Here is a 12,320-nt window from a genome sequence, read left to right as displayed (position 1 = left end):
TTAAGGCTCACATTCTCCCATTAAAATTCTTAGCACCATATGGGCCTCTTGGGCGGCGCAAACCATTACGCGGCTTGCCACCAGCCCGATTCCATCCTCTACGTCACTCACCCCGTCACCGCACAGATAAAATCTGCCGGAAAGCTTTTTTGTAGTTATAAGATTTGCACTACCAAATCCAGCCATTCCCGAGCTGGACAATATATATTTTTCACCAAATTTTTCTAAAACCTCATTAACAAGCATTGCTTTATATCTGGCATCATCAAAGGCTTCGCATACTATGTCCGCCTCCTTCAGAATGTCCTGCAGATTATTCTCATTCAAAATAATCGAATAGGCTTCTGCCTGAAGATATGGATTTATCTCCATAAGATTTTCCATCATTGCATAGGTTTTAAGCATACCCACTTGATTGGCCTTGTACTGCTGACGATGAAGATTTGTTACATCCACCTTGTCGTAATCTATCAAAATCAGCTTGCCCACTCCCGCTCTGGCAAGGCAGATGGCTATATTTGAACCAAGTCCTCCAAGTCCGCAGATAGCCACTGTAGCCTTAGAAAATTTCTCCTGATTTTTCCTGCCATGCCTTTCTACTAAAGCCTCGTAAAATTCCTCTTTGGTTGGTAACATATCAGCCGCCTCCCACAAAGCTTACTATCTCTAAAACATCACCCTCTTTTAAAGTAGTGCTGTCATAATCAGCTTTTGATACGATTTCTTCATTCAGCTCCACGGCAATAGTCCTTATATCGAAATTCATTTCGATGACCACATTTCCAACTGTTTTTCCTACTCCCGCATACTCTTTTCCGTTAACCTGCAGCATTGCCATCCTCCCTTCCGTAATGATTCCATACGTTATGATTTAGCGGACCACTTCCATGACCTAAGTTTAAATCTGCTGAAATTGCTGCTGAAATATAAGCCTTAGCTCTATTGATTGAGGTTTGCAGGTCATAGCCTAAAGCAAGATTTGATGCAATGGCACTTGAAAGAGTGCAGCCTGTTCCATGGGTATTTTCACTGGCAATTTTTTTGCCATCAAACCAGGTGATACTGCCCTTTTCAAAAAGCACGTCACAGGCATCCTCCACGCTATGGCCGCCCTTTACAAGCACCCCGCAGCCATATTGCAAGCCCAGCTTTTTAGCAGCCTTTTCCATAGTCTCCTTACTGGTTATCTTATCTCCTGTAAGCGCTTCCGCCTCTGGAATATTTGGAGTAATCACCCTAGCCATTGGAAACAGAAGCTTGGCCATAACAGCTGGTGTAGAATTTTCCATCAGCTTGCTACCGCTGGTTGCCACCATCACAGGATCCACAACAATATTTTCCACTTCATATTCCTTCAGCTTTCTTGCCACCATTCTTACCTGCATAGCCGATGGAAGCATGCCGATTTTTACAGCATCTGCAGGAATATCCTTAAGGCAGGCATCTATTTGAGCTTCTAGAAAATCCACCGACGATTCAACTATCTGGGTTACCCCAAGTGTGTTTTGTGCTGTAAGTGCAGTAATGGCTGTCATTCCGTAGACTCCGTGGCAGGTCATGGTTTTTAAATCTGCCTGAATTCCTGCGCCCCCACTGCTGTCGCTTCCAGCAATTGATAAAACTACCTTCATCCTTTAATCTCCCTAAACTTCTTAAGCATATTTTCTGCCGCAAGCTTTGGCGAATCAACCTTCATAATAGCTGACACTGCACATACGCCTGCAATGTTTACTCCCTTTAGCACATCCATGTTAGAAGGATTCAATCCACCAATAGCATTAACAGGAATTGGTACCGCATTTACGATATCCTTCAAGGTTTCCACTGATGTAATAATTGTCTTTACCTTTGTAGTGGTTGGATAGATTGCTCCAACTCCCAAATAATCAGCTCCTGCTTCATAGGCTGCCTTTGCCACCTCTACCTTTTTGGCGGTAGCCCCCAGTATCTTATTGTCACCAATTATTTTTCTTGCTGTGGACCATTCCATGTCCTCTGCCCCAAGATGCACACCTTCTGCATCAACAGCCAGCATTACATCCACTCTGTCATCAATAATCAGAGGCACATTATATTTCCTGCTGATTTCATGCACCTTTGTGGCCAGCTCAATATACTCCCTCGTAGTCCTATTCTTTTCCCTAAGCTGCATCAAGGTAACGCCACCCCTTAGCGCCTCTTCTACACGGAATAGAAACTCATCTAATTCATAAGGTGTACTGTCCGTAATAAAATAAAGCTCGCTATTAAAATCCATTATTCCTCCTAATTTTCCAATAAAAAAACGGAAGCTACCTGATTTCTCAAATAGCTTCCGCGTAATATCATAATTAATCGGCGTCCCTACGTTGGCATTATCCAAATCAGGTTCTCGGTCGAAGGTCACACCTTCCTCTCAGCCTGTTTACAAGCTCCCGTTTCTATATAAAATTTCCTTCACTATAATGCTACAACTGTGGCAAAATTGCAACCCCCTAAATTTATTTGTGTGAATAGTAACTTATTTGTTCTAGAAAATAACTGTTATAGTGGTGCCTACTCCAGGGGCGCTGTCAAGTTTGATTTTAGCGTCATGTATTTCCACGATATGTTTAACTATGGCAAGTCCCAGCCCTGTTCCACCTGTTGCTTTGGATCTGCTTTTATCAACTCTGTAAAATCTCTCAAAAACTCTTTGTTGATCCACTGCTGGGATGCCAATTCCATTATCTTGTACAATCAGGCAGGTTGAATTGTCTATTGTTTTAACCAGTACGCTGACTTTTCCACCTGGATTGTTGTATCTAATTGAGTTTTGAAGAAGGTTTTCAACAAGCTCCTTAATAAGGTCTTTGTTAGCATGAATGAATTTTGATTCACCCTCCACATTTATGCTAATATTCGAAAGCTTGGCATTAATTGAAAGGGCATTGACGCATTCTACGACAGTTTCATACAAATCAAACTTTTCAAATGAAATGCCATGCTCCTCTCTGTCTAGCTCCGATAGTTGGATAATATCGTTAATTATTGCAAACAATCTGTCAGCATTTTTTCGAATCTCTTTATAGAAATGCTTCTGCTTATCTGTTTCGACCATCCCCTCCTCTAAAAGCTCTGCATATCCTGAGATAGCTGTAAGAGGTGTCTTGAGCTCATGGGATACATTTGCCGTGAAATCCTGTCTGGCCTTGGCGGCACCTAAAATATCTATATGCTGTGATTTTAGCATTTCACAAACAGGCTCTAATTCCTTGTATGGAGATTCATAATCTGAATTTTCCAAATTTGAAATCATCACTTCAATTGGCTTAATCAACTGTTTGGTGAGTAGATGGGAAATCACCACACAAACAGAAATAATGCTAAGAATAATCAGCCCAATAAATGGTGCCACGGAAAGAAAAACAGACCGTAAGCTTTGGGCATTGGTAGCTACTCTAAGGACTGTTCCATTATCCAAGCGGACAGCATAATAAAAGGTGTTTTTATGCATTGTGTCAGATTTTCTAACTGCTTCACCAACACCCTTATTAAATGCATCCTGGATTTCAGGTCTATTATTATGATTCGTCAATAGCTCTGCCGAGGTGTCATTATCATACAAAACTGTACCATCTTTTGCTATCCAGGTTACACGCAATTCATCCCTTTCTGTAGATAAATCAATCTTGTCACGATCAATATTGACCGACTCAAAATAACGTGTGTCCTTTAAAAGCTTTGCACTTATTGACAAGTCAGCCCTAACCTGCTTCTGAAACAAACTATAATATATAACTGTTGTTCCAATAACAGTTGCAAATACAGCGATAATTGCAATACCAACGATTCGTAAATTAATCTTCTTTTTCATATATTTAGATTCCGTTTTTTAGTCGATTAAGTCCGTCCTCAAGTGTGGCGCGGGTGCAGGCTACGTTCATGCGAAGGAAATAGCGACCGGCTTCGCCGTATTCGATGCCTTCAGTGATGTAAAGACCTGTTTTGGCTCGAATAGCTGCAGCCACATCTGCACTGTCTTTTCCAAGCTTGCTAATATCTATCCAAAGAAGATATGTGGCCTCGCCATGAACTATGCTAAGCTTTGGAATTTCCTTTTCAATGAAATCCTCGGCAATTTTTCGATTCGTAAATACGTATTCACGCATTTCATCAAGCCACTGGCCGCCCCTATTAAAGGCTGCCTCAGTAACAACCTGAGCAAAGGAATTAGGCTCTGCCACTTCGTCTGTATTAAGGCCACGCCATACCTTGTGACGCAAGAATGGGTTTGGCACCACAACAGCTGATGTCTGCATGCCTGCAATATTAAAGCATTTAGTAGGTGCGATGCAGGTGATGCTCACATCCTTGCAGATTTCTGAAACTGAAGCAAATGGTACATAAGACTTGCCAGGGATGGTGATGTCACAGTGGATTTCATCTGAAATAACTGTAACACCGTACTTCTTTGCAAGCTCGCCCACCTTTGCAAGCTCTTCCTTATTCCAAATTCTTCCAACAGGATTGTGAGGATTACAAAGAATCATAAGGCTAGCCTGTGGGTTTGCCATCTTTTCTTCCAAATCTGCAAGGTCCATTTCGTAGTTACCATCCTTGTAAATAAGAGGGCTTTCAAGTGGTCGGCAGCCATTGTTTACAATACTGTTAAAAAAGATATTGTAAACAGGTGTCTGAATGATGACCTTTTCATTTGGAGTGGTAAGCTTACGAACAATGGATGAAATAGATGGGATTACACCTGTTGAAAAGATAAGCCAATCCCTTTCAATTTCAAAGCCATGTCTATTCTTCCACCAGCTCTGATAAGCCTGATACCATTCATCTGTTATGTCCGAATAACCAAATACGCCATGGGCAAGTCTATCTGCAATAGCTTCTCTGATTTCTGGGGCAGTCTGAAAATCCATATCTGCCACCCACATAGGAAGCTCATTTTCCTTCACATCCCACTTAAGTGAATCTGTGCCACGACGATTTACCGGTGTATCAAAATCATATTTTCCCATTAACGGTCTCTTCTCCATTCTACGATTTCTTCTGTCTTGCCAACTGCATTACAAACAATCTTGGTCTTAGAAGGGTCTACCATATCCTTTTCAACAATCAGCTCCTCGATTTCCTCTGCTGTGATTGTTCCGCTTTCAGGATTAAATACGCTGTCGATCTTGTTAGTAATTTCAGCATCGATATTCTTAGCATACTCAAATGCAAGTGTTGTATTGATGAGCTTACAGTTTTTCATTGTAAGATTATCAATATAGCAAAGTCCCTGAAGACTTTCGATAGTACAATTTACAAATGTAAGATTCTTCGCATTCCAGCCAAGGTATTCACCACAAATGTAAGAATCGTAAACTGTAACATTCTCTGTATTCCAGAAAGCATCCTTTGATAAAAGCACTGAATTACGAATAGTGATATTGCTGGCACCATCAAAGGAATAGTTTCCATCCAATCTAAGGTTATCAATTTCGATTCCCTGTGAATTCATAGCAAAATAATGTCCCTTTGCAGTTACATTATTAAGCTTGATATTCTTACACATCCAGAAGGTTTCCTCAGCATTGGTTAAATCCACATTGTCTAATGTTACGCCATCACATCTTCGGAAATTCTTAGGTGCTGTGATAAGAGAATCCTTTACAGTGATGTTGTTTGTGTACCAAACTCCTGAACGGGCCATTTCGAACCAGTTGCAGTTTGTTACGTTGATATTATTTGAATACCACATTGGATATTTCCATTTAAACTGTGAATTGTAAACCTCTATATTCTTGCTTTCCTTTAAAGGAGATTCTCCATCATCAAAAACAGAATCATAGATCTTTGCACCATCCTCTGCGAAAAGTGCTCTCTCCCCTTTAAAAAACTGCTGTCTATATTCTTTCATTCTATACCTCCGAACTATCAATATACATTTACATTCTATCACCAATATTCGATTTTGTAAAATTAAATAGTACGCTTCGCGTTCAGGTATCTATTAATAATTATTCCAAGGTTCACAACACCATCCACAAACAGCACAATTCCAAGGAAAACCATATACCATGCCAATGTATTTCTTGGAGCTATTAAAATAAAGCCAGCAAAAATGATTAGAAAAACAATTTCTACAATCAGCTTTACCTTTTCTAATCGTCTTTCCTTTTTTTCAGTTTCGCTGCACAGGTTTTTAAAGGCGATGGCATTTCTGTATGCCCATGCCAAAAATGAAATACCTATAACCACACTACCTATCAAAAACAGGGCATCTTCCTTTACTAAAAGCATGGCATAAATTCCTATCATAATGATACAGATATACACCCTGGCGGATTCCTCCTGCAGGTTCCATTTTGCCTTAATCAAATGTCTGATGGTTACTGCTATTTCAAATATTATCACTGCTAAAAGCACTAAGCTAATGCCAGCCTGAAGTATGTATTCTGGCACAATAAAAAGCACGATACTTATTAAAATCATCCCCACATAGGGCAACCATTCTCTGGCCTTTATGCCTTCTTTTACCTTTTTTGCCTTCTTTCCATCTGGTGCTTTATCAAGCGCTGCGGTAAGTGGCAGCTTCATGAAGGTTCGCACGGTGGTTTTATCCAAGGACAAAAGCTCAATTAAAATCTTTTCAATAGCAAATGGGCCTTTTTGCACCACCTGTGTTGTAGTTTTTATGCCAGCCTTGTCTATAGAATTAAAAAGATTGTTTACAAAGGTAGTACGCTTTTCATCATTAACGCTTTCTATCCACTGGTCCAAAACCTGATTTATAAACACGCTACCAGGCTGATTGCACTCTGCTGTAAGAGGCTGACCGTGGTCCACTGCCCATGAAAAGCAATCGTGCTGCATCAAGCCCTCTTCTGTACTTTTTACTATAGTAAGAGGAATTTCCGTTTCCTCGAAAAGCTTTCCAAAGATAGAATATTCAGGGATAAAGCGCTTTGCCTTATCCTTGATTTTTGAAACGCAGGCCTTATTACAAACCTCTGGACACAGGCCTGGCCCATCATTCATATATACGTATTTTATCCAAGGCTGATATTCATCCTCGATATGGGTAGATGCATACAGGGCCAGATTTGCCCCTTTGCTATGGCCCGCCACAATTATCTGATGCTTGTCATCTATGCTGTCACGAAGATAGGTAAGAGCCTTCTTTTGTGCTTCAGTTTCGGTGAAGCTAATCATAAAATCTTCCTTCCAGCCAGCCATGGTGTCGTCTGTGCCGCGATATGCCACAAACCTTAAATCCTCTGTCAAATCAAAGGTCATGGCTGCAAACTGGGCGCTTAAGGCTTCGTCCAATACATCAATATGGTTGCTCAAATAGATATCACCGAAGCGCTTTGACTGTGCTGCAATCTCCACCCAACTTTCTTTTCCATAGAAGGCTCCGTGTATGCCTGTAGAGGCCTTAACCTCCTCAACAACCTCCCTGAACCTTCTTGGCTCATCTAGTTTCACATCTGGCATAAGCAGATAAACAAGCTTGCACAGTATGAAGTTATCAACCTCTGTTAATTCCTTCACCTCAAATGATAAATCTTTATACCAATTGAGATAGTCCAATATGTTTTCCATTTTTTACTCCATAAAAAAAGTAATAGCCACTAACTAAAATAGTAACTATTACTTTAATCAAATACAATAAACTAAATATTAAATTTCTGCGAAATAAACTTTTAATTCTTGAAGGAATGGATTGGTGCTGGAATACGTCCCTCTCTGTTGATGAAGTCTGCGCAAGAGAACTTATTCACAGGCATGATTGGTGCATAACCGAATAATCCACCAAATTCAACAGTGTCACCAACACTCTTGCCGATAACTGGGATAAGACGAGCAGCTGTTGTCTTCTGGTTGACCATACCAAGTGCCATCTCATCAGCAATCATTCCTGAGATTGTAGTAGCTGGAGTGTCACCAGGGATGGCAATCATATCAAGACCTACTGAACATACGCAAGTCATAGCCTCAAGCTTTTCAAGAGTGATTGCGCCAGCCTCAACAGAATTAATCATACCCTGATCCTCTGATACAGGAATGAATGCACCTGAAAGACCACCTACGTAAGAGCTAGCCATAACGCCACCCTTCTTTACCTGATCATTGAGCATTGCAAGAGCTGCTGTGGTACCAGGAGCACCTGCATATTCAAGTCCGATTTCACATAAAATATCTGCAACTGAATCACCAACAGCTGGAGTTGGAGCAAGTGATAAATCGATAATACCAAATGGGATGCCAAGACGCTTTGAAGCCTCCTGTGCTACAAGCTGTCCTACACGAGTAACCTTGAAAGCTGTCTTTTTAATAGTCTCGCAAAGAACCTCGAAGCTTTCGCCGCGAACTGATTCAAGAGCTTTTTTAACAACACCAGGACCAGATACACCAACGTTGATGATTGCATCTGCCTCTGTAACGCCGTGGAAGGCGCCTGCCATGAAAGGATTGTCATCTGGAGCGTTGCAGAATACTACAAGCTTCATACAATCTACTGAATCTCTATCCTTTGAACGGTCTGCAACCTGAAGAAGAATGTCTCCCATCAAACGAACTGCATCCATATTGATACCTGTCTTTGTGGAAGCAAGGTTCACAGAACTACATACTCTACTAGTCTCACATAAAGCCTGTGGAATAGAACGAATAAGCATTTCATCTGCAGTTGTCATACCCTTTGAAACTAGTGCTGAATAGCCACCAATAAGATTAGCTCCTACGGCTTCTGCTGCCTTATCAAGTGTGTGAGCAATTCCAACAAAATCCTCTGGAGTCTTGCAGGCTGCCCCACCTATAAGTGCTATAGGAGTTACTGAGATACGTCTATTTACAATAGGAATACCGTAGTCTCTTTCAATTTCCTTGGCTACCTTATCAAGGTCCTTGGCAACTGTAGTGATACGGTTATAAATCTTTTCATTTAATAGCTTTAAATCTGCATCAATGCATTCTAACAAGCTGATACCAATGGTGATTGTGCGGACATCAAGTGTCTGCTCCTCTACCATCTTATTTGTCTCGATGACTTCTTTTATGTTTACCATGATTATTCTCCTAGTTTATTAACAACACCTCATCAGTCACCTACGGTGACAGCTTCCCCTCAAGGGGAAGCCTTTATAATCTGTGCATCTTTTCGAAAATCTCTTCCTTCTGAGCCTTTACCTGAACGCCGATTTCGTCCCCGAGCTTTTCCAATTCGCTTTGAAGATCACCGAAGCTTGTTGTGGCTGCGTTAATATCCACAATCATCATCATGTTAAAGAAGCCCTTTACAATAGTCTGAGTAATGTCCAGGACATTAACCCCATTGTCTGCCAAATATGTACAGATACGGGCAATAATTCCCACTGTATCCTTACCTACAACTGTAATAATAACCTTATTCTCCATCGTTTCTCCTTCCTTTTCTTACAGTACCACGCGTTCGGATACCTCGCTGCGGGAAGCTACGGTGATGTTGAAGTCTGCGCCAGAATATGGTGTAGCTTTGTCCATCGTTACTTCGAGACGTACGGTTTCGTATGCCAGGTCTGGGTAGTTGTTTTCGTGGCTTAGGTGCCCTAAGAAAACGTGTTTCACATCATCGTGAAGTACCTGACTAAGCAGCTTACCGCTGGCTTCGTTTGATAAATGTCCGTAGTCTCCTAATATTCTTTGCTTTAGTGGATAAGGATATGCTCCCACCTCCAGCATGTGAATATCATGGTTCGCTTCAAGCAGCATTGCATCAAGGCCTGTAAGGTTATCAATTATGTTGCTGTCATAATACCCTAAGTCAGTGCAGACTGCAACCTTTGATTTATCATTTTCTATACGATATGCAACTGGATCAGCCGCGTCGTGGCTGATATGAAATGGATGAATGGTAAGAGTACCAAGAGTAAAGCTCTCATCTGGCTTTATAACATGAAAGAGGCTATCATCGATAGCCCCCAAACTTTTCATTGAACGAATAGCACGAATAGTGCCAGCGGTAGCATAAATTGGAATATGATATTTGCGAGAAATAACACCAAGGCCTGACACGTGGTCAGAATGCTCGTGAGTTACTAAAAGGCCATTCATATCGGCTGTTGTGTAATCATAGGTGTTCATACCAGCCTCTATGCGCTTTCCAGAAATTCCTGCGTCAATCATTACATGTGTGTGGTCATCGCCTACGCAAATACAATTTCCGCTACTACCACTTGCAATACTAAAAAAATCCATTATAACTATAATCTTTCTAACTAAAATATTTATTTAATTGGCATCCTTCCAGAAACACTCCACCTCATCATTAGCGTGAAGTTCATCAGAATAACCGCATTTCTCACCGTTTATTCGGATGATAAGCGGTCTGCCGTTTCCTGCGTTAGGATCGAAATCGATAACATTATAGATGTCTACGAAAATGTAGTCCTTCTTGCCTGACAGTACCATGTTCTTGCCATTGATTTTAACTGGCAAATCCACTGTCTCAATCTTAATCTTTGTTCTTGCATCCTTAACAGGTGCTTCCTCTAATTCAGGTGCCTGATAATCCTCTGGCAATCCTTCCCCATCATCTACAATATAATCTCCTTCGTAGGAAACCTGTGATGTGGTGGTCCAATCAATTACAAAGTTCTCATAAACTAGAGAATCGTAGCCTGATGGACGATTATTTACAAGAATTTCATATCTGTCATCTATAGTAACATCCATGAATTCTGCTAACTGGCCAACTGTATAGAAAGGACGTGTTTCAATCACATCACCTTCCTTGATAACGTAGGTAGGTGGCTCCATGGAGCCGTTAACCTCTACAAACTTAGGGCATTTAACCCTGTGACCACAAACTGTAAAGTACAGATAATCTGTAGTGAATTCCGATAAATCAGCAATTGTGCCTGTGCCGCCTTCGCCAACTGTAGATGGAACAAGTGTAACATCCGCGTTGAATTCAAGAGGTGTGTTAATACCCACTGTCCTGCCATTCATTGTGACAACAGCTGATTCACCCTCTGTTCCGCGAATCATGCGGGCTACTCCGTTAACCGTGAAATTAACCTCGCGGCCTCTTCTAGGGAAGAGCTGGTCGGCTGAAAAGCCTGCCTGCATAGCAGCATCCACAATTGTAAGCTGACCATTATCATATAATTTCATCATCTCACCGTTGAAGTGAATCATGATAAAGTTGTTCTTTGTTTCGTAGTAATTGAGGCAGATGCCAATAGGTGTAACAAGAAGTGAATCCTTTACAACATCCTCTTCCTCAAAAATAATGTTCTTCATGACTTCCTCGCCACGAAGGGCTACACGCTCTGGCATGATTTTTAAGTCCTTTGCCAAAGCTTCTGTAAAGCCGTGAATTTTGCCACCGCCACCTACTACAAAGGCTGCTGATACAGATTTGCCACCGTTAAGCTCCTGAATCTTGGCAGAAACTTCTCCTGCAATTTTTTCCATGATTGGATCTGTGAGCTTCCATACATCCTCTGATTTGATGGTATGGCTGATGCCCATAATATCCTCGTAAGTGATTTCTCCACCCTTAGTAGATGCACGCTTGATGTTTTCAGCTGTGGCAAAGTCTACTAAAAATTCGTGAACTAAAACCTCTGTAAGCTCATCGCCCGCCATAGGAATCATGCCGTAAGCAATGATGCTTCCATCTCTGGTGACACAGATATCGGAGGTACCTGCGCCTACATCCACAAGTGCTATATTAAGCATGCGGAAATTCTGAGGAATGGCAACATTGATAGCTGCAATAGGCTCCAAGGTAAGATTGGCAACCGAAAGGTCTGCCTTGCCAACAGCAGCATAAAGACCATCTACAACATCCTCTGGAAGGAAGGTTACGATAATATCCTCCCCGATAACATCTGCCTTATGGTCTTCAAGTGAAGTGAACACATCACCATTCAAATAATATTTAACTGTAGAATAGCCTACACAGAAAAATTTGTATTTTTTATCTTCTTCGCCCTTGATTTCCTTACCGGCCTGCTCGATGCCCATCATATCAAGGGTGTGCAAATCCTCGCCAGTAACAACTGTTTCTTCTGGGTACTCAAGCTCCACGTGGGTGGTGACTGTACGAAGTACACGACCAGCAGCAGCTATACATACTTCAGAAAGTGTAAAGCCTGTTTTGGCCTCAAGAGCCTTTTTAACATCATCACAGGTAGCGCCTACACGGCCTATGTCGTGAATCTGTCCGTCAAGCATAGCACGTGTATCGTGCTCTTTTAAGTCCTGCGCGATAACATGAAATTCATCCCCATCTAGATATCCTACTGTACCAATGACATTTCTGGTACCGATATCTAACCCAAATACAATATCCTTCGTCTCCATAAACTACA

General features: G+C 41.4%; 12 protein-coding genes and 1 riboswitch. All 12 genes read right to left on the bottom strand.

The window, feature by feature from the left end; genetic code table 11:
- The 12 genes from thiF to BM097_RS04450 all read right to left on the bottom strand — a co-directional run bounded on the left by thiF (nucleotide 1) and on the right by BM097_RS04450 (nucleotide 12,312).
- Nucleotides 1-636, bottom strand: a complete 636-nt coding sequence (gene thiF / locus BM097_RS04505; RefSeq protein WP_090546322.1) for a thiamine biosynthesis protein ThiF — start codon at nucleotides 634-636, stop codon at nucleotides 1-3.
- A gap of 1 nt (nucleotide 637) precedes the next feature.
- Nucleotides 638-832 (bottom strand): sulfur carrier protein ThiS, encoded by a 195-nt coding sequence (gene thiS / locus BM097_RS04500; protein WP_090546320.1) that lies wholly within the window; start codon nucleotides 830-832, stop codon nucleotides 638-640.
- Nucleotides 819-1,631, bottom strand: a complete 813-nt coding sequence (gene thiD, locus BM097_RS04495) for a bifunctional hydroxymethylpyrimidine kinase/phosphomethylpyrimidine kinase (RefSeq protein ID WP_090546318.1) — start codon at nucleotides 1,629-1,631, stop codon at nucleotides 819-821. The genes thiS and thiD overlap by 14 nt, the downstream gene beginning before the upstream one ends.
- Nucleotides 1,628-2,257 (bottom strand): thiamine phosphate synthase, encoded by a 630-nt coding sequence (gene thiE / locus BM097_RS04490; RefSeq protein ID WP_090546316.1) that lies wholly within the window; start codon nucleotides 2,255-2,257, stop codon nucleotides 1,628-1,630. Before thiE ends, thiD begins: the two co-directional genes overlap by 4 nt.
- A gap of 66 nt (nucleotides 2,258-2,323) precedes the next feature.
- A riboswitch (TPP riboswitch) is annotated at nucleotides 2,324-2,428 on the bottom strand.
- Nucleotides 2,429-2,509: 81 nt separating this feature from the next.
- On the bottom strand, nucleotides 2,510-3,835 hold the full coding sequence (locus BM097_RS04485; protein ID WP_090546314.1) for a sensor histidine kinase: 1,326 nt from the start codon (nucleotides 3,833-3,835) through the stop codon (nucleotides 2,510-2,512).
- Between the two features lie 4 nt (nucleotides 3,836-3,839).
- Nucleotides 3,840-4,991, bottom strand: a complete 1,152-nt coding sequence (locus BM097_RS04480) for a MalY/PatB family protein (protein ID WP_090546312.1) — start codon at nucleotides 4,989-4,991, stop codon at nucleotides 3,840-3,842.
- Nucleotides 4,991-5,875 (bottom strand): DUF3737 family protein, encoded by an 885-nt coding sequence (locus BM097_RS04475; RefSeq protein WP_090546310.1) that lies wholly within the window; start codon nucleotides 5,873-5,875, stop codon nucleotides 4,991-4,993. Before BM097_RS04475 ends, BM097_RS04480 begins: the two co-directional genes overlap by 1 nt.
- Before the next feature lie 62 nt (nucleotides 5,876-5,937).
- Nucleotides 5,938-7,563 carry an Mbeg1-like protein gene (locus BM097_RS04470; protein ID WP_090546308.1) on the bottom strand — a complete coding sequence of 542 codons (1,626 nt, stop codon included), beginning with the start codon at nucleotides 7,561-7,563 and terminating at the stop codon, nucleotides 5,938-5,940.
- Nucleotides 7,564-7,664: 101 nt separating this feature from the next.
- Nucleotides 7,665-9,029 (bottom strand): PFL family protein, encoded by a 1,365-nt coding sequence (locus tag BM097_RS04465; RefSeq protein WP_090546307.1) that lies wholly within the window; start codon nucleotides 9,027-9,029, stop codon nucleotides 7,665-7,667.
- A 73-nt stretch (nucleotides 9,030-9,102) separates the two neighbouring features.
- A complete protein-coding gene (locus BM097_RS04460; RefSeq protein WP_028242085.1) occupies nucleotides 9,103-9,378 on the bottom strand; it encodes an ACT domain-containing protein in 276 nt (91 codons plus the stop codon).
- Nucleotides 9,379-9,396: 18 nt separating this feature from the next.
- On the bottom strand, nucleotides 9,397-10,197 hold the full coding sequence (locus BM097_RS04455; protein WP_090546305.1) for an MBL fold metallo-hydrolase: 801 nt from the start codon (nucleotides 10,195-10,197) through the stop codon (nucleotides 9,397-9,399).
- A gap of 33 nt (nucleotides 10,198-10,230) precedes the next feature.
- On the bottom strand, nucleotides 10,231-12,312 hold the full coding sequence (locus BM097_RS04450) for a cell division FtsA domain-containing protein (protein WP_090546303.1): 2,082 nt from the start codon (nucleotides 12,310-12,312) through the stop codon (nucleotides 10,231-10,233).
- Between the last annotated feature and the right edge of the window lie 8 nt (nucleotides 12,313-12,320).

The sequence above is a fragment of the Pseudobutyrivibrio sp. OR37 genome (assembly GCF_900113655.1).
Lineage (GTDB): Bacteria > Bacillota > Clostridia > Lachnospirales > Lachnospiraceae > Pseudobutyrivibrio.
Note: the sequence above shows the minus strand (reverse complement) of the source record. Positions and strands in the feature narration are given on the sequence as shown.